The following is a 20,579-nucleotide window of genomic DNA, read 5'->3' as shown; positions in this document are numbered from 1 at the left end:
GAGCCCCGGAGCGCGTCGCGCTCCGGGGCTCCAGGGCGTTGTGGGCCGATGGGTCAGCGGGACGGGCTGCCGCCCTCGGCCTCCACGGCCGACAGGGGGGTGGCGATGTCCTCCAGCGAGCGCTGCTCGGCGGGCACCGCGAAGAAGAGCGCGACCACGCCTGCCGCCACCATCAGGGTGGCTCCCACGCAGAAGGCGATGACCGCGTCGGCGACCACGCCGCTCTCGGTGAGGCTCGCGAACAGCAGCGGTCCGGAGATTCCGCCTGCAGCGGTGCCGATGGCGTAGAAGAACGCGATCGACATCGCGCGCGTCTCCATCGGGAAGATCTCGCTGACCGTCAGGTAGGCGGAGCTCGCCCCGGCCGAGGCGAAGAAGAGGACCACGCACCAGCACAGCGTCATGGTCGTGGCGGTGAGCAGCCCCGCCCCGAACAGCCAGGCCGTTCCGAACAGCAGCACGCCGGACAGGATGTACGTGCCCGAGATCATCGGACGACGGCCCCAGACGTCGAACAGGTGCCCGAGCAGGAGGGGCCCGAGGAAATTGCCGAAGGCGATGACGGCGAAGAAGTACCCGGTCGTTCCGCTGGAGACGTCGAAGAACTTCACCAGGATGGACCCGAACCCGAAGGTGATGGCGTTGTAGAGGAACGCCTGCCCGATGAAGAGGGCGAAGCCGAGCGTGGCCCGCCGGGGGTGGTCCCGGAAGACGCTCCGGCCGATCTCCAGGAAACCGACACTCCTGCGCTGGCGGATGGTGATTTCCGTCGTGGCCTCGGGGAGCGGCTTCCCCCTCTCCGCCTCGACGGTGCGCTCCACGTCGTCGACGAGACGCTCGGCCGCTTCCCCGTGGCCGTGGATGAACATCCACCGTGGGCTCTCCGGTACATGACGGCGCACCAGCAGGATGACCAGACCGAGCACGACACCGAGGGCGAACGTGAGCCGCCAGCCGATGTCCTTCGGGAAGATGTCGGTGTTCAGGGCGACGACCGACAGCAGGGCGCCGCCCATCGCTCCGAACCAGTAACTGCCGTTGATGATGAGGTCGACCCGGCCGCGGAACTTGCTCGGGATCAGTTCGTCGATGGCGGAGTTGATGGCGGCGTACTCCCCGCCGATGCCGAAACCGGTGAGGAAGCGGCAGAGGAAGAACCACCAGGGCGAGAAGGAGACCGCGGTCAGCGCGGTGGCCCCGAGGTAGACGGCCAGAGTGATCAGGAACAGCTTCTTGCGGCCGTAGAGGTCCGTGAGGCGGCCGAAGAAGAGGGCCCCGGAGCAGGCCCCCGCCACGTACAGCGCGGCCGCGACACCGGTGACCTGGGCATCCGTGATGGCCAGGCCGCTGCCGTCCTCGGACAGGCGGCTCGCGATGTTGCCGACCACGGTCACTTCCAGGCCGTCGAGGATCCATACGGTCCCGAGGCCGACCACGATCATCCAGTGCCATCGCGACCACGGAAGCCGGTCCAGCCGGGCGGGGACCCGGGTCGAGACCGTTCCCAGGACCGGTTCGTCTCTGCTCATGCGCCTGACTCCTCAGCTGCGGCGTCCCGGCCTCGTGGTTCGGGCCGGAGCGCGGGTACCCGGCGATGAAACCGGACAAACAGCGTTCGGGGCGGCGGGCCGCGCGGAAGCAGGGGGGCGGTTCCTGCTCCCGCCGACTGCCGTCCGGTCAGGTGGCCGCGATCCGGGATTGGGGTGCCGCGCCGTGGGTACGCGGTGGCTCGCGAACCCAACGCCCCTGGAAACCTCTGGGAGCGAGAACGGAGGGCAGACCCATGCTGAAGGCCATCGCGGACGTGCTTCGCTCCATCGGAGGAGCCATCGCGACCGTGGTCACGTTGCCCTTCCGGGCGCTGGCCCGGCTGTTCGGAGGCGCGTCGAGCAGCGCGCGTGGACACCACTGAACGCCACGACATGCCGGTGCCCCGGCCCTCCGGAGGGCCGGGGCACCAGCATGTCGTGGCGTCGTGCGGGGGCGGAGGAGGCAGGTCAGCCCGTCGCCTCGTCCGGGGCGGGGTGCTCCTCCGGGTGCGCGCCCGCGTTGCGCGGCTCGTTCCGGCCGGCGCCCGCCTCGTCCAGCGCGGGCCCGTCGTTCTGGCGGGCCACCCGGTCCGGCACCGGTATGTCGAGAGCGTCCTCGCCCTCCTGGTTCTGCTGGTCCGGCATGTCCGCCGGTACGGGGGGCGGGCTGCCGGAAGCCCCGGTGTAGGCGGTGCCTTTCGGCCTGCGGTCGGTCATGAGAGCTTCCTTCCGTACGGCCCCGGAGCGCCCGGGGAGGAGTGATGCGCCCAGGTGGGTACCCGCTGCCGGGCGAAGCAGTCACCCGATCCGATGAGGCGGGGGACACAGGGGCGCGGCCTCCCGCGCCACGCTCCGGGGAGGCGGATGAGAAGGTGCGGGGCCCGTGTGGTCCGGCCATATTGGGAGCTCCGGGCCACCGGTCCGGCACGTGCCGCGCGAGTCGGCGGTGGAAGCGGCGTCCGCGGAGTGTGACCTGCCCGGGCGTGGGTACCCGGGGCGATGCCCCATCCGGGCAGGATGTCGCCCCTACTCGGTCGCGACATCACCCGATCGACCCCGCGGAAGGAAGCCCCGCATGCTGATGGCCCACCCCACGGTGCTGCGCAATCTGATCGAGCAGTATGAGGCCCTGCGTGTGCTGCACGCGGAGAACGGCGGCCAGGAGGCCCGGCAGCGGATGGACGACGTGGCGTACACGCTGTGCGTGTCGACCGGCACGAGCGACGTGGACAGCGCGCTGGTCGCCGCCCGCCACCGGTTGCCCGGCGCCCGCCCCGAGGACGACTCCGTCCTGTCCGCCTGACCTGCCGAGCGTCGAAGGAGAGGCCCCGTGGTCCGCACGGTGGGAGTCGAAGAAGAACTGCTGCTGGTCGACGAGGACAGCGGCGAGGCCCGGGCGCTGTCCTCGGCGGTGCTGGCGATCGCCGAGAAGGACACGGCCGGGGAGTCGCCCTTCGAGGCGGAGCTGCACCGCCAGCAACTGGAGTTCTCGACGCACCCTTGCGCGGACATGGGCGAACTCGCCGAATCGGTCCACCGGTGGCGTGGCCAGGCGATCCAGCATGCCGCCGACGCCGGAGCGTCGGTCGCGGCCCTGGCGACCTCTCCGCTCCCCGTCAGCCCGAAGATCGGCACGGGGGAGCGGTACCGGTGGATGGCGGAGCGCTTCGGTCTCACCGCCCAGGAGCAGCTGACCTGCGGCTGCCACGTCCACGTCTCGGTGGCCTCGGACGAGGAGGGCGTCGCCGTGCTCGACCGGGTGCGCTGCTGGCTGCCCGTCCTGCTCGCCCTGAGCGCCAACTCGCCGTTCTGGCAGGGGCAGGACAGCCAGTACAGCAGCTACCGCAGCCAGGTGTGGGGGCGGTGGCCCTCGGCCGGCCCGGTGGACGTCCACGGGTCCGCCGAGGCGTACCACGCGTGCGTGCGGTCCCTGGTCGCCACCGGAGTGCTCAAGGACGAGGGGATGGTCTACTTCGACGCCCGCCTCTCGCACCGCTACCCCACGGTGGAGGTCAGGATCGCGGACGTCTGCCTGGACCCGGCCGACACCGTGCTGCTGGCCACTCTGGTACGGGGACTGGTGGAGACGGCCGCCCGGGAGTGGCGGGCCGGTGAGCCGCCGCCGGGGGCCGGTACGTCCTTGCTGCGGGCGGCCTCCTGGCAGGCGGGCCGCTCGGGCCTGGAGGGCCGGCTGGTCCACCCCCGGACCTGGCGGCCGGAGCCCGCGCCCGATGTCCTCGCGGCCCTGCTGGACCATGTGCGGGACGCCCTGGAGGACAGCGGCGACCTGGAAGCCGCGGAGAAGGCCGTGGCCACCGTGGTCCGGCGCGGGAACGGGGCACGGATCCAGCGCGAGACCCTCGCGCGGACCGGCAGCCTGCGGGACACGGTGGCCGAATGCGTCCGCATCACGGCCGGATGAGCCCCCGCGGGCCCCGCCACGGCGGGACGACCGCATGAACAGCCGAACATCTGACATCGCAGGAACGGAGCAGTCCATGTCCACCACCGCTCTCGACGACCGCCGGATCCTGGCTGTCGTCACCAATTACGGCGTCGAGCAGGACGAACTCGTCGTCCCCGTGAAGCACCTGCGCGACCACGGGGCGCAGGTCAGCGTGGCGGCGGTCTCCTCCGACACGATCCGCACCCTCATCGGCGACCGCGATCCCGGCCAGACCGTGCGGCCCGACCTCACACTCGACGACGTCGACCCCGCCGCGTACGACCTCCTCCTGGTCCCGGGCGGCACACTCAACGCCGACTCGCTGCGGCTGGAGGACGCCACCACCCGGATCGTCAGCTCGTTCGCCGCCTCCGGCCGGCCGGTGGCCGCCATCTGCCACGGGCCGTGGGCACTGGTCGAGGGTGGCTACGTCCGCGGCAAGACGCTGACCTCGTACGCCTCGCTGCGGACCGACATCACCAACGCGGGCGGCACCTGGGTCGACAAGCCGGTGGTCCGCGACGACGCCGAGGGGTGGCCGCTGATCACCTCCCGGAACCCCGGAGACCTGGACGACTTCCTCGGCGAGATCGACGCCGTGCTCGCCGAGGGCTGAGGCGGCCGCCCCTGGCGAGGGGGCTCGGCCCTCAGTCCAGCGTCTGCGTCACCTCGCTGCGGGTGGCGGTGTGCACGACCCGGCACCGCGCCCCGTTGACGAGGGGCAGGTACGGCGGCACATGGCCGCACTCGATGTCGGCGACGATCGGCACGTTCAGCGGTCCGAGTGCGTCCAGCACGGCCTCGTGCTGGGTGAGCGAAGCGGTCCCCGGTGCCGCTGTCCGGCCTACGAGCACGGCGTTCGCGGCGTCGAAGAACCCGGCCAGCCGCATCCCGTGCAGATAGCGGCAGATGGCGAACGCGTCGTCGCCGGCGGCCTCCACGTACACGAGAAGCCCCTCCGCGGCGTGGGTCCGGGCGAACGCCGAGGCATCGAGATAAGGCGTCCCGGTGAGGTTGCACAGCATCTCGATGCAGCCGCCGATCAGCCGCCCCTCGACGTCCACGTCGCCGCTGCCGTCCAGTCGGGTCCACCGGCCCGGGACGTCGAGCGTGAGCGTACGGGAGTCGGGGTGCGCCGCCCAGTCGTCCCAGCCCGAGGCCCGGTGCCGTTCCGGCGGGATCTGGGTGAAACGGTGGCCCGGTGGGGCGGCGACGACGTCGAACCAGGACAGCAGTCCGTCCGGCACGCGGTACGGGGTGTCCATGAGGTTGTTCCCGTGCACGGTCGCCACCCCGGTGAGCAGGGTCAGCGGCGTCATCACGGTCGACATGTCCGAATAGCCCACCACCCACGTCGGCTCCGCCGCCCGCACCGCCTGCCAGTCGATCAGCGGCAGCAGGTCGATGGCGGTCTCCCCGCCCCACGGCGGCACCACGGCCCGGATGCCGGGGTCCGTCAGCATCGCCGTCAGCTCGGCCGCCCGCTCGGCTGCGGGCGCGCTGACGTGCCCGGAGCCGTCCATGCACCGGCCGACGACGACCTCGTACCCCCGCGCCTCCACATCGCGCACCGCCACGGCGAGCCGCTCACGCAGCTCCCCGGGCACTCCGCTCGAAGGGGAGGTGACGCCGACGCGGTCACCGGGACGCAAGGGGCGCGGGTATCGAACTGACATGCGTAAGAGCTTGGCACAACCCGCCCGTGCCGGGTCAGCGCATTTCGGCGGGCTGCGGGGGGCAGTCCGGCGTGGCGGACCGTGAAGCCGCCCCGGGCGGCCGGAGCGAAGGGCGCGGGCGCCTTGCAGGTCCCCACCCTCGGAGCGGTGACGTTCCCTGCTCGTCGGTCTTCCCGGGGCCGATGTCCGCCACGCCCCACGAGAACCCGAGCCGGCCCGGTGACCAGGCGGTCCACCCGGGTTCGCCGCGGCGATCTGCCCCGTGGCGGCGACGACGTGACGGAAGCTCACCATGCCCCGAGCGTCGGTGGCGGCCCCTGGGGCAGCCCCGGAAGCGGCCGGGAGCAGGGCGCCGCCTCGGCGTCGATCGTGAAACGGATGTTGTCGTCGGGGCTGAACGCACAGCGGGTCCGCGCCGGTTCATGGACGCTCGCGGTTCCGGCCGGCTTCGGATCGGCAGACGCGCGAGAGGGATGTCGCCGGGCTCCTCCGCCGGACGGCGGGGACCGGGCGTGCGCCGCCGACCGCGGTCCACGATCGAGGCCGTCTCGAACCGCTGCGCGCGGAAGGTTAGGCTGGCCTAAGCCAATTCGGTTCTCTCGTCCCCGCGGGCGAGGCGCTCAGGCCGACCACGCGTACGAAGGGGCAGTGTCCATGACGATCCACCGAGCCGTCGTCGCCCGAGTGCAGCCGCTCACCCCGAGCATGACCCGCGTCACCCTCCACGGAGAGGGCCTTGCGGGCTTCCGGACCACCGGGGTCGGCGACGAGTACGTGCGGATCTTCCTCCCGCACGGCCCGGACCGCACCGACGTCTCCCTGCCCCGGACCACCGAGCAGGGGGGCTGGGAGACCCCCGAGGGGCGGCCCGTCGCGCCGATGCGCACGTACACGATCCGTGCCGTGCGCCCGGAGGCGGGCGAGGTCGACATCGACTTCGTGCTGCACGAGGGCGGTGTGGCGTCCGGCTGGGCCGCCGAGGCGCGTCCCGGCGACGTCGTGGGCGTCAACGACCCCACCGGGCTCTACAGCCCTCCGGACGACCTCTCCTGGCAGGTGCTGGTCGCCGACCAGACCGGCCTGCCCGCCGCCGCCCGGCTGCTGGAGAACACCCCGGAGCATGTCCGGACCCGGGCGGTCCTGGAGGCGCCCGACCCCTCGGCCGTGCTGCCGCTGCGCGAGCCGGCCGACTCCAGGGTGACCTGGACCTACGGGGGAAACGGCCACGGCCCGAGCCGTCTGGCCGACCTGGTCGCCGCCTCCGTCCCGCCCGGCGCGGACCTCGCGGGCGGGTACGTCTGGGTGGCCGGGGAGACCAACGCCCTGCGCGCCGTGCGCCGCTACCTCCGGCGCGAGCTGGGGCTCCCGGCCGAGCGCTTCAAGGTCGTCGGCTACTGGATACCGAACTCGGACACCTGGTCCGAGCGGTACGAAGCCCTGCCCGACGCCGTGCGCTCCGAGCTGGAGGCCCTCTGGGACAACCCCGCGACGGGTGGTGACACCGAGGACCTCACCATCCGGTACGAGGCGCGCCTCAGCGACCTCGGCCTCTGATCGTCACCTCCTCGATGCGACGGACAAGTCGCCATTGAGGAAAGTGAGTTGGGGAATCCGGCGAGTCATCCGGGAGGGGACGGGTAGGGTCACATTCGGTCAAGTAAAGGAAGCCTTGCCTAAAGTTGAGGAGCATGCGGTGACCAATCCGTTCGATGACGAGGACGGCACCTACCTGGTGCTCGTCAACGACGAGGGGCAGCACTCCTTGTGGCCGGCGTTCGCCGAGGTGCCCTCCGGATGGACAGTGGCGCACCCGGAGGACACCCGTCAGGCCTGCCTGAACTATGTCGAGCAGAACTGGACCGACCTGCGGCCCAAGAGCCTGATCGAGAGCACGGTGTCCGACCCCATCTGAGACTCGGCACCGGACTCGGCCCCGCCTGTCCAGTGGCCCCGCACCCCGCGTGCGGGGCCATCGGCGAGCTCGCGGCACCGTGACCGGACACCCCCTAGGCTGCGACCCGGCACCGGCCCCGACGGATTCAGGAGCGCACCCCAGCATGAACCACCCCGTCCGCGACGTCCCCTTTCCCTTCCCCGACGCGCTGAGCACCGACGCTTCCCCCGCACCGCACCCCCTGCTCGCCCCGGTGACCGGATTCCTCGGCACCTGGCGGGGCACGGGGAGCGGCGGGTACCCCACGCTGGAGGCGGACTTCACGTATGCGCAGGAGGTCACGTTCAGCCACGACGGGCGGCCCTTCCTCGCGTACGAGGCCCGGGCCTGGCTGCTCGACGCGGACGGGAACCCCCTGCGGCCGTCCGCCCGGGAGACCGGCTGGTGGCGGCTGCAGCCGGACGGCCGGGTGGAAGCCCTGATCACCCAGCCCACCGGCATCGCGGAGATCCTGTCCGGCCATGTCCGCGACGGCGCCGTCGACCTCGCCACCGAACAGGTCTCCCTCACCCCGACCGCCAAGCAGGTCGACGCCACCCGCCGCCGGTACACCCTGACCGACCCGGACACGCTCGCCTTCGCCCACGACCTCGCCGCGGTCGGCCGACCGCTCCAGCACCACCTGTCGGCCGACCTCCGTCGAACAGTGCAGGTAGTTGCCGGAGCGTGACCGAAACTGCGGCATGGCGGCCGGGCCACGGGGCAGGTGGACGGGAAGCCAGGAGAACAGGAGCACCCTCCCGATGTCCCTTCCCTCGTACCCGGATTCCCCGTACTCGGCGCCGCCCGCGGCCGACCACGACGCCTACGGCGGTCAGCCGCCGGCCCGGTCGAACGGCTTCGCCGTCGCCGCCCTGGTGCTCGGCCTCCTCGCCTGCCTGTTCTTCTGGACCGTCGTCGGCGGACTTCTCCTCGGCCTCCTCGCCGTCGTCTTCGGCATCATCGCCGCGCTCCGCACCCGCCAGGGCCGCGCACCGCGCCGGGTGATGGCCATAGTCGGCGCGGCCTTCGGCGCGCTGGGGCTCATCGGATCGGCGATCGTCCTCGTGGTGGCCGTCTCCGTGTTCGACTCCCCGGAGTTCCGAAACTTCGAGGACTGCATGAACCAGGCCAACGGGAGGGCCGCCGAGGACCGGTGCACGGAGGACTTCATCGACGAACTGACGAACTGACCGGTCCCGCGGGAGCCGCCGCCCCGCGGGGCGGCGGCGTACGCTCGGCCCATGGTGCATGTACTGGGCAGCAGGATCCTGCTCCACCCCACCGACCCCGACCGTTCCCGCGCCTTCTACGGCGACGCCCTGGGCCTCGCCGTCTACCGTGAATTCGGTGCGGGCCCCGAGCGCGGCACGGTCTACTTCCTCGGCGGCGGATTTTTGGAGGTCTCCGGCCGGGGCGATGAGCCGCCCTCGTCGGCCATCCGGATCTGGCTCCAGGTCGACGACGCCGAGGCCGCCCACGAGGAACTGCGGGCGAAGGGCGTCACCGTCCTGCGACCGCCGAAACGCGAGCCCTGGGGGCTGGTCGAGATGTGGATCGAGGACCCCGACGGGGTGCGGATCGCCGTCGTCGAGGTGCCCGACGACCACCCCCTGCGCTACCGGCCCTGACCGGCGGTCTCCGCACATCAGTCCACCCCCGCCCGGCACCGCACCGCCGGTTGCACGCGCACCGGGTGTTTGCCACGGTGTGGGTGGGTAGGCGGCCGGGTGATCACCGGGTGACCCCGCCCGTTGGACCGTCCGCAATGGAGCACCGAGCAGAAAAGGAGGGTTCGATGTCCTCGAAGCGACGTCGTAAGAAGAAGGCCCGCCGCAAGAACGCCGCGAACCACGGCAGGCGGCCGCAGAGCTGAGACGACGCCGCGGCCCCACCGGACTTCCGATCCGGTGGGGCCGCGGCGGTTTCCGTGGGCCGGGGGAGGGGCCGTGCGGAACTCGGGTCCACCTCCTGATGCCCGGTGGGCGCCCGCTTCACACCCCAAGCGGGGCCGTGGGTTCCGTTCCCGCCCTGGCGCAGACCGAGGCGGCCGTCGCGGCCGCGTATTCCAGCATCGCCCGCGCCTCCGCACCGGACAGCTCGGTCCGCCACCCGGTCTCCGCCCCGAGCCAGGCCAGCATTCCCGCCATAAACGCGTCACCCGCGCCGATGGTGTTCACCACCCGCACCGCGAGGGCCGGGACGGAGATCGCCGGGGCGTCCTGGACGAACGCGGTGGCGCCCCGCGCACCCCGGGTCAGCACCACCAGCCGCCCCTGCCCGGCGAGCCTCCGGCAGCTCGCCTCCGGCTCCGCGTCCGGCCACAGCCGTACCAGATCCTCGTCGCTCGCCTTCACGACCCGCGCGAGCGCGCACAGCTCGCGTAGCCGCACATGGCTCCGTACGGGGTCCAGGGTGCGGTCCTCGCGCACATTGGGGTCCACCGCGAGCACACCGCTCCGCGCGGCCGCCCGGGCGGTGGCGGCCACGACCTCCTCCGCCGGCTCGACGACCGCGGCGAGCCCGCCCACGTACACCGCGCCGAAACGCGACACCTCCGCGGTGCGGTCGGGCAGTGCGAAGGTCGCCGTGTGCCCGAGATGGAAGCGGTACGTGTTCCCGTGGTCACCCGGGTCGGCCACCGCGAGCGCCGTGGGCAGCGGCGGGCGGGCGCTCAGCGAGAGATCGACGCCCGCCCCGGTCAGCCACGCCTCGATGCGGCTCCCGAAGGCGTCGTCGCCGAGCCCGCCCACGAAGGACGGCCGCCCGCCGAGACGGGCCAGACCGACCGCGACGTTCGCCGGAGCGCCGCCCGGCTGGGCCACCCGTACCGCGGCGTCCTCTCCGGCCGGCACCAGATCCACCAGTGCCTCGCCGAGCACCAGGACCGAGCGGGGACCCGGGCCGGGGCCCGGGGGCGAGGTGTCCGTCACGGCTCCACCACGATCTTGCGGCCGATCCCCGCCCGGAAGCGCTCGATCGCCTGCGGGTACTGCTCCAGCGGCAGCCGGTCGCTGATGAACACCGACGCGTCCAGCACCCCGCTCGCGAAGAGCGCGGCGGCCCGCTCGTAACTGTGCAGGACCGCCATCGACCCGGTGATGGTGATCTCCTGGTTGTAGATCCTGTACGGCTCGATCACCGCGGTCGTGGCGTAGTCCGAGACGCCGAACTGGAGGAACGTCCCGCCCTTGGCGACCCTCCCCAGCCCGTCCTGGATCGCGGCGGCGTTGCCGGTGGCGTCGATGACGACGTCCCAGCCGCCCGGGCGGTCCAGCTCCTCGGCGCGGGCCGCCGATCCGGTGCAGCCGAGCGTCGTCGCGGTGGCCAGGCGCTGCGGGTTCACGTCCAGCATGTCCACCGACGCCGCGCCGGTGCGCTTGGCCAGCTCCAGCATCATCAGCCCCATGGTCCCGGACCCGTAGATCAGCACCTGGGCACCGAGGTTGCCGTTGAGGACGTCGTAACCGCGCACCGCGCAGGACAGCGGCTCGATGAGCGCCGCGTCCCGGACGTCGATGTGCTCCGGCAGGCGTACGCAGTTGGCGACGGGCGCCACCGCGTACTCGGCCGCGCCCCCGGGCACGGTGACCCCGATCGCCGCCCAGTTGTCGCAGAGGTTGCCCCGGCCGGAGCGGCAGTAGCGGCACTCGTGACAGTGCAACGAGGGGTCCACGGCCACCTTGTCGCCGACGGACAGTTCGGTGACGTCCGCACCGAGCCCCACGACCTCCCCGGCGAACTCATGACCCGGGACGATCGGCAGCGTCGGCGCGAACTCGCCCTGGAGGATGTGGAGATCGGTGCCGCACAGCCCGCACGACGCCACCTTCACGACCACGTCACGCGGGCCGGGCGTGGGGTCCGGGACGGTGGTCACGGAGACCTTGCCGACGGCTTCGACGATGGCTGCCCTCATTTGACTGCTCCCAGCGAGAGGCCCTGGACGAGTTTGTCCTGGGCGGCGTAGCCGGCGACGAGCACCGGCAGGGACACGACCACGGACGCCGCGCACAGCTGGGCGAGGAAGAGTCCCTGGCTGGTGACGAAGGTGGTCAGATGGACGGGGGCGGTCCCGGCGACCACGCCGGTCAGCACCCGTGCGAACAACAGCTCGTTCCAGCTGAAGATGAAGCAGATCAGGGCGGTCGCGGCGATCCCGGGGCCGGCGACCGGGGCGACGACCCGGCGCAGCACCGTCGGCAGCCGGGCCCCGTCGACCTGCGCCGCCTCGATGATGGAGACGGGCACGTCCGCGAGGAAGGACTGCATCATCCACACCGCGATCGGCAGGTTCATCGAGGTGTAGAGCAGGACCAGCAGCCAGATGTTGTCCAGCAGCCCCGTGTTCTTCGCGAACAGGTACACCGGCAGCAGCCCGGCGACGACGGGCAGCATCTTGGTGGACAGGAAGAAGAACATCACGTCCGTCCACTTGCGCACCCGCCGGATGGAGAGCGCGTACGCGGCGGGCAGCGCGAGCAGCAGCACCAGCACGGTCGAGAAGAACGAGGCCGCAAGCGAGTTCACCAGCGGGGGCCACGGCGTCGGGCCGCCCCCGCCGCCGAAGAACGTGCGGTAGCCGTCCAGGGTCAGGGCGGCGGCGAGCGACGGCGGGTTGGTCGCCGCGTCGGCCTCCGCGTGGAAGGACGTCAGCACCATCCACAGGGCCGGCAGGCAGAAGCCGATGCCAACGACCCAGGCGACCACGCCCAGAGCCGCGGAGCGCCGACGGGCCTTGCGCTCGGGTCCGGTGGCGGAGGACGTGACGGACGGGGAAGTCGCGGTCGAGGCGCTCATGCGCGGCTCGCCTCCTCACGGAAGAGGGAGGAGACCACCCGGAGAGCGAAGGTGGCGATGATGATCGTGCCGATCACCACGACCACGCCCGCCGCCGACGCCAGCCCGTACTCATGGGCCCGGTAGAAGGTCTCGTAGACGGTGTACGGGAGGTTGGCGGTGCCCAGACCGCCGGAGGTGATCGTGAACACCGCGTCGAAGTTCTGCACGATGTACACCGACCCGAGCAGGATGCCGAGTTCGAGGTAGCGGCGCAGATGCGGCAGGGTCAGATGGCGGAAGATCTGCCAGGGCCCGGCCCCGTCCAGCCGCGCGGCCTCGATGATCTCGGCCGGCCGGCTCTGCAGCCCGGCGAGCAGGATCAGCATCATGAACGGCGTCCACTGCCACACGAGCGACGCCTCGATGGCGATCAGCGGCATCTCGGACGTCCACTCCGGCTGCGCGATCGACTCGATGCCGAACAGCTCGCCGAACCAGGTGAGGACGCCGTTGAACAGCCCGTACTCCGGGTTGTAGAGGGCGTGCTTCCACAGCAGCGCCGCCGAGACCGGCACCAGCAGGAACGGGGTGATCAGCAGGGTGCGCACGAACCCTCGGCCGAAGAACGTACGGTCCAGGAGCAGCGCGAAGACGAGCCCCAGCACGACGCTGACGATCACGACCGTCGCGGTCAGGACGACGGTGGTCACGACCGACTCGCGCAATGCCTCGTCGGTGAAGACGGACGCGTAGTTGGACAGACCGGTGAAGTGGCGCTTCTCCGGCTTGAGGGAGTTCCAGTCGAAGAGCGAGATCACCAGCGTTGCCACGAAGGGCAGTTGGGTGACGGCGATCAGGAAGATCAGCGCGGGCAGCAGAGGCGCGCGGGTCGCCCAGGCGCGCCGCCGGTCGCCGCCCGGCTTCTTCGCCGGAGCTTGCGGAGAGGCAGTGGCTTCTCTGGTTGCGGTGACGGTCATCGGTACTCCTCCGCGACCTTCTCGGCCAGCTTCTGGGAGGCGGCGAGCGCGGCGTCCACCGACTGGCGGCCCGCGATGGCGGCGCTGATCTCCTGGGCCACCCGGGTGCCCAGATCGGTGAACTCCGGTACGCCGACGAACTGGATGCCCGCCGTCGGGCGGGGCTGGGTACCCGGGTTCTTCGGGTCGGCCTCGGAGATCGCCCGCTCGGTGACATCGGCGAACGCCCCTGCCTCCGCCCGGTAGTCGGGGTTGGCGTAGGTGGAAGCCCTTTTGCCCGCGGGGACGTTGGACCAGCCGCTGGTGGCGCCGACGAGCTCCTCGTACTCCTTGCTGGAGGCCCAGGAGACGAACTTCCAGGCGTCGTCGGACTTCTTGGACGCCTTCTGCAGCCCCCAGGCCCAGGTGTAGAGCCAGCCCGAGCTCTTGGTCTGCTCGACGGGGGCGGGGACGTACCCGATCTTCCCCTTCACCGGGGAGCCCTTCGCCTCCAGGGAACCGGCGCCCGCCGTGGCGTCGTACCACATGGCGGTCTTGCCCTGCGTCATGTTGTTCAGGCACTCGGCGTACCCGGACTGCGGCGCGCCCAGCTCTCCGTGTTCGCGCACGAGATCGACGTAGAACTTCGTCGCCTTCTTGAACTCCGGTGCCGTCAGGCGCGGTTCCCAGTCCTCGGTGAACCAGGTGCCGCCCATCGTGTTGACGACGGTGGTCAGCGGGGCGATCACCTCGCCCCAGCCGGGCAGCCCGCGCAGACAGATGCCCTTCATCCCGCGCTCCGCGCCGTCCGTCTGCTCGGCGAGCTTCGCCACCTGCTCCCACGTCGGCTTCTCGGGCATGGTCAGGCCCTGCTTCTCGAAGACGTCCTTGCGGTACATCAGGAAGGACGACTCGCCGTAGAAGGGCTGGGCGTAGAGCTTGCCGTCCTCGGCGGTCAGCGAGTCCCGCAGCGGCGCCAGGATGTCCTCCTGGTCGAAGGCCGTGTCGGCGTTCGCGTAGTCGTCGAGGGGGTGCAGCCAGCCGTTCTTCGCGAAGAACGGCAGTTCGAAGTTGCTGATGGTGGCGACGTCGTACTGACCGGCCTGGTTGGAGAAGTCCTGGCTGATCTTGTCGCGTACGTCGTTCTCGGGCAGCACCGTGAAGTGGACCTTGATGCCGGTCTCCTTCGTGAAGTGCTTCGCGGTCAGCTTCTGCAGTTCGACCATCTGCGGGTTGTTGACCATCAGTACGTTCAGCGCGTCGCCGCCCCCGAAGGAGGTCCCGCCCGCTCCGGCGCAGCCGGTGGCGAGCAGGGCCAGTGCGGCGGTCACGGCACACGTCCGCCCCCGCATACGTGGTCGGCGGCGGCGTCCTGGATGAGGCATGGGGGCTCCTGATCAGTCGTAGCGGCTCGGTGATCGGGTGGATGCGGGCATGGCGAACCACGCCCCGGCGGACGGGGGGAGCGGTGGTGGGGACGGTCAGACGCGGATGACCTGAGGGCCGAGGAGGGAGTAGCGCTGGGCCTCGGCCGAGGGGAGTCCGGCGTCGGTGACGATCGCCTCGAAGTCACCGACCCCGGCGAACCGGCAGAAGCTCACCGCACCGAACTTGCTGTGGATCCCGGCGAAGACCCTCCGCCGCGAGCTGCGCAACGCCTGCGCCTTGACCTCGGCGACGGCGGGGTCCGGGGTGGTGAGGCCGTACTCGCGGGAGATGCCGTTGGCCCCGACGTACGCCAGGTCGATCACGAATTCCGAGAGCATCCGGGAGGCCCAGTGGTCGACGGTCGCCATCGTCGAACCGCGGACCCGGCCGCCCAGCAGCAGCACCGAGGTCTTCTCGACCGCGGCGAGGGAGGTGGCGACGGCCAGGGACGCGGTGACCACGGTCAGAGGCCTGTCCTGGGGAAGCGCCTCGGCGACGAGCTGCGGGGTGAAGCCCTCGTCGACGAAGACCGTCTCGGCGTCACCGAGGAGATCGGCCGCCGCGGCCGCGATACGCGACTTCTGCGGAACGTTTCGGGTGGTGCGGACGGCGAGCGTCGTCTCGAATCCGGCCGACTCCACCGGGTAGGCGCCCCCATGGGTCCTGCGGACGAGCCCGTGCTCCTCCAGTACGTGCAGATCGCGGCGGACGGTCTCCTTGGCCACCTTGAACAGGTCCGCGAGGGCGTTCACCCCGACCGACCCCTCCCGCCGGGCCGTGTCCAGAATTCCCCGACGGCGTTCCTCGGTGTCCACGGCGCACTTCCCTGGTCGCTGCTGCGCCCGTTTCGGGCGGAGCCCGCATGTCCGTTCGGGCTCATGTGTCGTTTGTACAAGCAGTCCAGGGGCCACGACCAGCCGCTTCACCGAATCCCCTCGGCCCGTTCGTGCCCGCTTTCCGCGGGTGTTCGTGCTGGTCAGGCCCGGACGGCCGCCGTGTCGGCTGTCCGGGCCGCCCGCTTTCCCGTGTCCGCTGCCCGAATGGCGCCCGAAGCGCGGGACGGGGGTGTGCCGACCGTCAGAGTTCGGAGCCGAACGCCTCGGCCAGGAGACGCCATTCGGCGCGCGGCAGGCCGGCGCCGCCCTCCTCGGCGGTGAGGACCTGCAACGCGACATGGTCCGCGCCCGCGTCGAGGTACTCCCGCGTCCGGCGCGTCACCTGCTCCGCGTCGCCCAGCGCGAAGAGGGCGTCGAGGAGACGGACGCTGCCGCCGCCCTCGAAGTCGCCTTCCGTGAACCCGAGGCGCAGCAGATTGGCCGTGTAGTTGGGCAGTTGGAGATACATCCCCAGCATGGTCCGCGCGGTGGTGCGGGCCCGGTCGAGGTCCGTGTCCAGCACCGCGGTCAGCTCCGGGGCGAGCAGCGCGTCGGGGCCGAGCGCCGCACGGGCCTCCGCGGTGTGCTCGGTGGTGACGAGATAGGGGTGTGCGCCCAGCGACCGATCGGCCGCGAGCTTCAGCATCTTCGGCCCGAGAGCCGCCAGGACCCGGTGGCCGGAGCCCACGGACGGTTCGGCGCCGTCGAGCGCGTCGAGGTAGGCCACCATCGCGCTGTACGGCTTCGCGTACTGGGGCGTCATCGGGCCGTGGCTGACGCCCAGTCCGAGGACGAAGCGGCGGCGCGCGTCCGGATCGATCGCCGACACCGCGGCCGCCACCTCCTCCGCCGTGTGGTTCCAGATGCTCAGGATGCCGGTGGCCACGGTGATCGAACGGGTGGCGGCCACGACGGCCGCGGCGTCGCCGGGCGTCGGGCTGGCCCCGATCCAGACGGTGCCGTACCCCAGTTCGTCGAGTTCGGCGAGCGCCTCCGCGATCGCCTTCCTGCCCGCGTCGTCCACGTGTGACGCGTGCAGGGCGCCGCTCCAGATCCCCACGCGTCCGAAGGTGCTGCCCGATCCGTTCGTCTCAGAAGTCATGGTGTGATCAACAACGGCCTGGCCCGGCTATTCCTGCCGGAACGGCCTTTCACCCGACCGGATGTGCGGGGCCGATCCCGCCGGGGCCGTGACGTGCGGTCTCAGTCACTCGGGGACGTCCTTCATGAACACGATCCCGTCGAGGCGGGCCAGGTGCGCCGGGTCGAGCGGGGCATAACCGAAGTACGGCGACGTGCGCCGTACGGGGCCCGTGGCGGCGAGGGCCGCGGCCGAGTCGGAGGCATCCACCAGGCAGGTGTCGGCCGGGAGCGCGTACAGGGCACCTTCGAGGGTGTCCGGCGGCGGAGTGCCGACGCCCTGGTGGCGCATCGTGCCGAACGCGGTGGCCAGAAAGGCGTACTCCTCGCCCAGACGGGTGTGCACGACGGCCCCCGCGCTCCACCACTCCAGCCGCTGCCCGCCCATCCGCATCGAGCTGATGTCGCGCTGGAGATGACTGTTGTGGGCGTGGACCAGAACCGGCCCCCGCTCCGCGAGCGCGAGGAGATTGTCGGCCATCATCTGGTCCCGCAGGCCCGTCAGCCGTGCCAGCCGGCTCGGCGAGGCGTCGGCCATCCAGCGGTGGTACCGCAGCAGCCCCGAGGCGGCCCGCGCCCGGAGCCGCGCCCGGTCGAACGCGTCCCGTGAGGTCGCCGCGATCAGGTGCGGTGCCCAGGCGTGGAGCAGCGCGCCCAGATCGTCGGCGAGCAGCCGCAGTTCCCCGGCCTCGGCCGAGCGCCCGAGGGACGCGGACGGATCCAGCATCGCCGCGGGGTCGGTCCACCGGTCGTCGGGGCCGAGCAGGCGGTCGAGCGTCTCGGCGGTGCAGGGAATCAGCCCCGGGTCCACGTGGTCGGTGAGCGTGCGGTGGAGCGAAGTGAGGGTCTCCCGGGGGCTCGCGGCCCAGGCCATCTCCAGCGGACCGTCGAAGCCGGCGAACCGGACCTGGTCGGACGCGGGCCGGCCGTCGTTGAACGCGCGCATCCAGCACACCAGTTCACGACTGGCGGCGGACGCCCCGAGACCGTGGCTGAACCCCCGCTCCAGTACGTCGTCCAGCGCGCCCGCGCCCGACGTCACGTAGTCGTCCACCAAGAGCCCCGCCACGCAGTCGCTCTCGACGGCGATGGTCCGGTACCCCTCCTGCTCGACCAGCTGGCGGAAGAGCGCGTTGCGCAGGCGGAGCGGGGCGTCCACCCCGTGGGTGGGCTCGCCCAGGGCCAGCATCCGGGGCGGGGAGGCGAACAGCCGCATGACGGAGGCCGCCTCGACGGCGTGGGCGATGTCCTTGATGTCGTCTGCCATGGCTTCAACCGTATCGTTGAACCCTCGGTGGAAACTTCTGCGCGATATCCTCGGGAGCATGGGGAAAAACCCTCAAACAGCAGGTCGCCTGCGCCCCGTCGACCTGGCCCGTCGGCACGGTCTGTCGACCCAGGCCGTGAGGAACTACGAAGCGGCGGGCATCCTCCCGGCCGCCGGGCGCACCGCCCACGGTTACCGCACCTACACACCGCTGCACGCGGACGCCCTGGGGACCTTTCTCGCCCTGGTCCCCGGCCATGGGCACGCGACCGCGACGGCGATCATGCGGGCGGTGAACCGCGACGAGTCGGCCGAGGCGCTCCGTCTCATCGACGGGAGCCACGCCCAGCTCCTGGAGGACCGCAGGACGCTGGACGCCGTCGAAAGGGCCCTCCGCGACCTGAGGCCCGGAGCCGTGCCCGCCCTCGACGACGGGGCGGGCCCCGGCGCGATGTTCGTCGGACCCCTGGCGGGAAAGCTGGGCATCAGGCCCGCCACGCTGCGCACGTGGGAGCGCGCCGGGCTCGTGACCCCGCGCCGCGACCCGCGGACCGGATACCGGGTGTACGAGGCGGCCGATGTACGGGACGCCGCACTGGCCCACCAACTCCGGCGCGGCGGCTACCGCCTGGAGCAGATCGCACCGCTCATCGCCCAGGTGCGGGCGGCCGGCGGTCCGGAGCCGCTCGCCGCCGCACTGGACGACTGGCACGCCCGGCTGGCCGCCCGCGGGCGCGCGATGCTGGCCGGGGCCGGCGAGCTGGACGCCTACCTCCGCGAACGTGAAACGCCGGCGCGGGCGCGGGGCCCGCACCGGCCGCACAGCACGTGAGCGGTTCGGTCAGGCGGGCAGCCGCCCCAGCAGGGCCGCGAAGTCCGTGCCCGCCGGAAGGGTGCCGAACGCGAGCCCCTGGTCCCCGGCGAGGCGGGACGCGCAGAACGCGTCGGCCACCGCCGCCGGAGCATGGCGCACCAGCAGCGAGCCCTGGAGGACGAGTGCGGCCCGTTCGACGACCCGGCGGGCGCGGAGCTGCGCATCCTCGGGGCGGGCCAGCTCGGCCCGCAGCTCCCGCCAGGCCGCGTCGAGCCGCGCGTCCGCCCCGGCGGCCGCCCCGATCTCGGCGCTCAGGGCCTCCAGGGACTCGGGTTCCCGCGTCAACGCCCGCAGCATGTCGAGGGCGTTGACATTGCCGGAGCCCTCCCAGATGCCGTTGAGCGGGGCCTCGCGGTACAGCCGGGGCATGCCGGACGCCTCGTCGTAGCCGTTGCCGCCGAGGCACTCCAACGCCTCGGCGACCGCGACGGGCTGCCGCTTGCACACCCAGTACTTGCCGATGGCGGTGGCCAGGCGGAGGAAGGCGCGTTCCCCGGCGTCGCCCCGGTGGGCGCGGTCGGCGGCCCCCGCCAGGCGCAGGGCCAGGGTCGTGGCGGCCTCGGACTCCAGGGACAGATCCGCCAGGACGTTGCGCATCAGGGGCTGGTCGATCAGCTCGACGCCGAACACCGAGCGGTGGCGCGCGTGGTGGGCCGCCTGCGCGAGCGCGGCACGGGTGCCGGCGGCCGAGCCGAGCACACAGTCGAGCCTGGTCATCGTCACCATGTCGATGATGGTGCGCACGCCCTTGCCCTCGTCACCGACGAGCCAGGCCACGGTGTCGTCGAACTCCGGCTCGCTCGACGCGTTGGACCGGTTGCCGAGCTTGTCCTTGAGCCGCTGGATGCGGAAGGTGTTCCGGCTCCCGTCCGCCAGTACACGCGGCACGAGGAAGCACGACAGGCCGCCGGGCGACTGGGCGAGCACCAGGAAGAGGTCGTTCATCGGCGCACTCGTGAACCACTTGTGCCCGCGCAGCCGCCAGGTGCCGTCGGCCTGCTCCACGGCGGCCGTGGTGTTGGCGCGCACATCGGTGCCGCCCTGCTTCTCCGTCATCCCCATCCCGGCGAGCAGACCGCGCTTCGCCGTTGGGGTGCTGAGCCCGGGCTCGTACACCCGGCTGGTCAGCAGCGGCTCGTACGTCTTCGCGAGATCGGGGGAGCGGCGCAGCGCCGGGACGACGGCGTACGTCATCGAGACCGGGCACAGGTGCCCCTGCTCCAGCATCGTGGCCAGCATGAAGCCGCCGGCCCGGGCGACATGGGCCCCGGGCCGCTCGTCGGCCCAGGCGGCACCCGCCAGCCCCGCGCTCACCGAGGCGTCCATCAGCGCGTGGTACGCCGGGTGGAACTCGACCTCGTCGATCCGGTGGCCGAAACGGTCGTGGGTGCGCAGCTCCGGCTCGTGCCGGTTGGCCTGGTCGGCCCAGTGCTGCGCCTCCTCGCCGCCGACGTACCGCCCGAAGCGGTGCAGCTCCTCCAGATGCCACTCGGCACCCTCGCGGCGCACCCCTTCGAGCAGCACCGTGTCGTCGGCGGCGTCGTGACCGGTGAGCGGCGGCGCCTGATTGGTCACCTTGTGCGTCTCGGCGGTCGGGTTGCTGCGGGGTGCGGTGGGCGTGGACATCGGATCTCCTCCGGGAGGCGGGACGGCGGGGTGGGGCACACCGGGTG

General features: G+C 71.9%; 22 protein-coding genes. 10 read left to right on the top strand and 12 right to left on the bottom strand.

The genetic code is table 11. The features are described 5' to 3' along the window. Positions 1-53: 53 nt before the first annotated feature. The gene (locus D3105_RS06460; RefSeq protein WP_118900845.1) at positions 54-1,529 is read right to left on the bottom strand and encodes an MFS transporter; all 1,476 of its coding nucleotides are present in this window, start codon (positions 1,527-1,529) and stop codon (positions 54-56) included. Between the two features lie 254 nt (positions 1,530-1,783). On the opposite strand from D3105_RS06460, the gene D3105_RS35705 reads away from it, so the two are divergent. Beyond that, the gene (locus tag D3105_RS35705; protein WP_003964321.1) at positions 1,784-1,912 is read left to right on the top strand and encodes an LPFR motif small protein; all 129 of its coding nucleotides are present in this window, start codon (positions 1,784-1,786) and stop codon (positions 1,910-1,912) included. Positions 1,913-1,997: 85 nt separating this feature from the next. Here D3105_RS35705 and D3105_RS06455 read toward each other — a convergent pair whose 3' ends face one another. Next, on the bottom strand, positions 1,998-2,246 hold the full coding sequence (locus tag D3105_RS06455) for a hypothetical protein (protein WP_118900843.1): 249 nt from the start codon (positions 2,244-2,246) through the stop codon (positions 1,998-2,000). Positions 2,247-2,604: 358 nt separating this feature from the next. Between D3105_RS06455 and D3105_RS06450 the strand changes: the two genes are divergently transcribed. The 3 genes from D3105_RS06450 (at position 2,605) to D3105_RS06440 (ending at position 4,591) form a co-directional block, all read left to right on the top strand. Then, positions 2,605-2,832: a DUF5133 domain-containing protein gene (locus D3105_RS06450; protein WP_098017184.1), complete on the top strand. Its 228-nt coding sequence runs from the start codon at positions 2,605-2,607 to the stop codon at positions 2,830-2,832. Positions 2,833-2,859: 27 nt separating this feature from the next. Next, the gene (locus D3105_RS06445; protein WP_118900840.1) at positions 2,860-3,951 is read left to right on the top strand and encodes a glutamate--cysteine ligase 2; all 1,092 of its coding nucleotides are present in this window, start codon (positions 2,860-2,862) and stop codon (positions 3,949-3,951) included. A 76-nt stretch (positions 3,952-4,027) separates the two neighbouring features. Next, positions 4,028-4,591: a type 1 glutamine amidotransferase domain-containing protein gene (locus tag D3105_RS06440; RefSeq protein WP_118900838.1), complete on the top strand. Its 564-nt coding sequence runs from the start codon at positions 4,028-4,030 to the stop codon at positions 4,589-4,591. Positions 4,592-4,622: 31 nt separating this feature from the next. Here D3105_RS06440 and D3105_RS06435 read toward each other — a convergent pair whose 3' ends face one another. Further along, positions 4,623-5,651 (bottom strand): S66 family peptidase, encoded by a 1,029-nt coding sequence (locus D3105_RS06435; protein WP_118900836.1) that lies wholly within the window; start codon positions 5,649-5,651, stop codon positions 4,623-4,625. A 654-nt stretch (positions 5,652-6,305) separates the two neighbouring features. Between D3105_RS06435 and D3105_RS06425 the strand changes: the two genes are divergently transcribed. The 5 genes from D3105_RS06425 (at position 6,306) to D3105_RS06405 (ending at position 9,215) form a co-directional block, all read left to right on the top strand. After that, complete coding sequence (locus tag D3105_RS06425) at positions 6,306-7,205, top strand: siderophore-interacting protein (protein WP_118900834.1); 900 nt, start codon at positions 6,306-6,308, stop codon at positions 7,203-7,205. Positions 7,206-7,344: 139 nt separating this feature from the next. Next, positions 7,345-7,563 carry an MbtH family protein gene (locus D3105_RS06420; protein WP_118900832.1) on the top strand — a complete coding sequence of 73 codons (219 nt, stop codon included), beginning with the start codon at positions 7,345-7,347 and terminating at the stop codon, positions 7,561-7,563. 145 nt (positions 7,564-7,708) lie between these two features. Further along, complete coding sequence (locus tag D3105_RS06415; protein WP_118900830.1) at positions 7,709-8,275, top strand: FABP family protein; 567 nt, start codon at positions 7,709-7,711, stop codon at positions 8,273-8,275. A 73-nt stretch (positions 8,276-8,348) separates the two neighbouring features. Then, positions 8,349-8,777 carry a DUF4190 domain-containing protein gene (locus tag D3105_RS06410; protein WP_118900828.1) on the top strand — a complete coding sequence of 143 codons (429 nt, stop codon included), beginning with the start codon at positions 8,349-8,351 and terminating at the stop codon, positions 8,775-8,777. A 51-nt stretch (positions 8,778-8,828) separates the two neighbouring features. Then, positions 8,829-9,215: a VOC family protein gene (locus tag D3105_RS06405; protein WP_118900826.1), complete on the top strand. Its 387-nt coding sequence runs from the start codon at positions 8,829-8,831 to the stop codon at positions 9,213-9,215. Positions 9,216-9,578: 363 nt separating this feature from the next. On the opposite strand, the gene D3105_RS06400 is transcribed toward D3105_RS06405, so the two are convergent. The 8 genes from D3105_RS06400 to D3105_RS06365 form a co-directional block, all read right to left on the bottom strand. Further along, positions 9,579-10,517, bottom strand: coding sequence for a PfkB family carbohydrate kinase (locus D3105_RS06400; RefSeq protein WP_118900824.1), 939 nt, complete (start codon positions 10,515-10,517; stop codon positions 9,579-9,581). Continuing rightward, positions 10,514-11,503: a zinc-dependent alcohol dehydrogenase family protein gene (locus D3105_RS06395; RefSeq protein ID WP_118900822.1), complete on the bottom strand. Its 990-nt coding sequence runs from the start codon at positions 11,501-11,503 to the stop codon at positions 10,514-10,516. Before D3105_RS06395 ends, D3105_RS06400 begins: the two co-directional genes overlap by 4 nt. Next, a complete protein-coding gene (locus D3105_RS06390) occupies positions 11,500-12,384 on the bottom strand; it encodes a carbohydrate ABC transporter permease (RefSeq protein ID WP_010059202.1) in 885 nt (294 codons plus the stop codon). The genes D3105_RS06395 and D3105_RS06390 overlap by 4 nt, the downstream gene beginning before the upstream one ends. Next, positions 12,381-13,343, bottom strand: coding sequence for a carbohydrate ABC transporter permease (locus D3105_RS06385; protein ID WP_118900820.1), 963 nt, complete (start codon positions 13,341-13,343; stop codon positions 12,381-12,383). The genes D3105_RS06390 and D3105_RS06385 overlap by 4 nt, the downstream gene beginning before the upstream one ends. Continuing rightward, entirely contained in the window at positions 13,340-14,707 is a 1,368-nt protein-coding gene (locus D3105_RS06380; RefSeq protein WP_118900818.1) for an ABC transporter substrate-binding protein, read from the bottom strand. The genes D3105_RS06385 and D3105_RS06380 overlap by 4 nt, the downstream gene beginning before the upstream one ends. 96 nt (positions 14,708-14,803) lie before the next feature. Then, on the bottom strand, positions 14,804-15,565 hold the full coding sequence (locus D3105_RS06375; RefSeq protein ID WP_030586134.1) for a DeoR/GlpR family DNA-binding transcription regulator: 762 nt from the start codon (positions 15,563-15,565) through the stop codon (positions 14,804-14,806). Positions 15,566-15,827: 262 nt separating this feature from the next. Beyond that, the gene (locus tag D3105_RS06370) at positions 15,828-16,727 is read right to left on the bottom strand and encodes an LLM class F420-dependent oxidoreductase (protein ID WP_118900816.1); all 900 of its coding nucleotides are present in this window, start codon (positions 16,725-16,727) and stop codon (positions 15,828-15,830) included. A gap of 105 nt (positions 16,728-16,832) precedes the next feature. Then, a complete protein-coding gene (locus D3105_RS06365; RefSeq protein WP_118900814.1) occupies positions 16,833-18,032 on the bottom strand; it encodes an erythromycin esterase family protein in 1,200 nt (399 codons plus the stop codon). Positions 18,033-18,090: 58 nt separating this feature from the next. Here D3105_RS06365 and D3105_RS06360 point away from each other — a divergent pair, with 58 nt between their 5' ends. Continuing rightward, entirely contained in the window at positions 18,091-18,864 is a 774-nt protein-coding gene (locus D3105_RS06360; RefSeq protein ID WP_118900811.1) for a TioE family transcriptional regulator, read from the top strand. 9 nt (positions 18,865-18,873) lie between these two features. Here the strand turns inward: D3105_RS06360 and D3105_RS06355 are convergent, their stop codons facing one another. Then, the gene (locus D3105_RS06355) at positions 18,874-20,532 is read right to left on the bottom strand and encodes an acyl-CoA dehydrogenase family protein (protein WP_118900809.1); all 1,659 of its coding nucleotides are present in this window, start codon (positions 20,530-20,532) and stop codon (positions 18,874-18,876) included. Positions 20,533-20,579: the final 47 nt, after the last annotated feature.

Source organism: Streptomyces globisporus, from assembly GCF_003501885.1.
GTDB lineage: Bacteria > Actinomycetota > Actinomycetes > Streptomycetales > Streptomycetaceae > Streptomyces > Streptomyces globisporus_D.
The sequence above is the reverse complement of the archived record's forward strand: the minus strand, read 5'-3'. Positions and strand labels throughout refer to the sequence as shown.

Coding starts and splice junctions, on each gene's coding strand:
- D3105_RS06460 (WP_118900845.1), bottom strand. CDS start 1,529: ATGAGCAGAGACGAACCGGTCCTGGGAACGGTCTCGACCCGGGTCCCC.
- D3105_RS35705 (WP_003964321.1), top strand. CDS start 1,784: ATGCTGAAGGCCATCGCGGACGTGCTTCGCTCCATCGGAGGAGCCATC.
- D3105_RS06455 (WP_118900843.1), bottom strand. CDS start 2,246: ATGACCGACCGCAGGCCGAAAGGCACCGCCTACACCGGGGCTTCCGGC.
- D3105_RS06450 (WP_098017184.1), top strand. CDS start 2,605: ATGCTGATGGCCCACCCCACGGTGCTGCGCAATCTGATCGAGCAGTAT.
- D3105_RS06440 (WP_118900838.1), top strand. CDS start 4,028: ATGTCCACCACCGCTCTCGACGACCGCCGGATCCTGGCTGTCGTCACC.
- D3105_RS06435 (WP_118900836.1), bottom strand. CDS start 5,651: ATGTCAGTTCGATACCCGCGCCCCTTGCGTCCCGGTGACCGCGTCGGC.
- D3105_RS06425 (WP_118900834.1), top strand. CDS start 6,306: ATGACGATCCACCGAGCCGTCGTCGCCCGAGTGCAGCCGCTCACCCCG.
- D3105_RS06415 (WP_118900830.1), top strand. CDS start 7,709: ATGAACCACCCCGTCCGCGACGTCCCCTTTCCCTTCCCCGACGCGCTG.
- D3105_RS06410 (WP_118900828.1), top strand. CDS start 8,349: ATGTCCCTTCCCTCGTACCCGGATTCCCCGTACTCGGCGCCGCCCGCG.
- D3105_RS06405 (WP_118900826.1), top strand. CDS start 8,829: ATGGTGCATGTACTGGGCAGCAGGATCCTGCTCCACCCCACCGACCCC.
- D3105_RS06395 (WP_118900822.1), bottom strand. CDS start 11,503: ATGAGGGCAGCCATCGTCGAAGCCGTCGGCAAGGTCTCCGTGACCACC.
- D3105_RS06390 (WP_010059202.1), bottom strand. CDS start 12,384: ATGAGCGCCTCGACCGCGACTTCCCCGTCCGTCACGTCCTCCGCCACC.
- D3105_RS06385 (WP_118900820.1), bottom strand. CDS start 13,343: ATGACCGTCACCGCAACCAGAGAAGCCACTGCCTCTCCGCAAGCTCCG.
- D3105_RS06380 (WP_118900818.1), bottom strand. CDS start 14,707: ATGCCTCATCCAGGACGCCGCCGCCGACCACGTATGCGGGGGCGGACG.
- D3105_RS06370 (WP_118900816.1), bottom strand. CDS start 16,727: ATGACTTCTGAGACGAACGGATCGGGCAGCACCTTCGGACGCGTGGGG.
- D3105_RS06365 (WP_118900814.1), bottom strand. CDS start 18,032: ATGGCAGACGACATCAAGGACATCGCCCACGCCGTCGAGGCGGCCTCC.
- D3105_RS06360 (WP_118900811.1), top strand. CDS start 18,091: ATGGGGAAAAACCCTCAAACAGCAGGTCGCCTGCGCCCCGTCGACCTG.
- D3105_RS06355 (WP_118900809.1), bottom strand. CDS start 20,532: ATGTCCACGCCCACCGCACCCCGCAGCAACCCGACCGCCGAGACGCAC.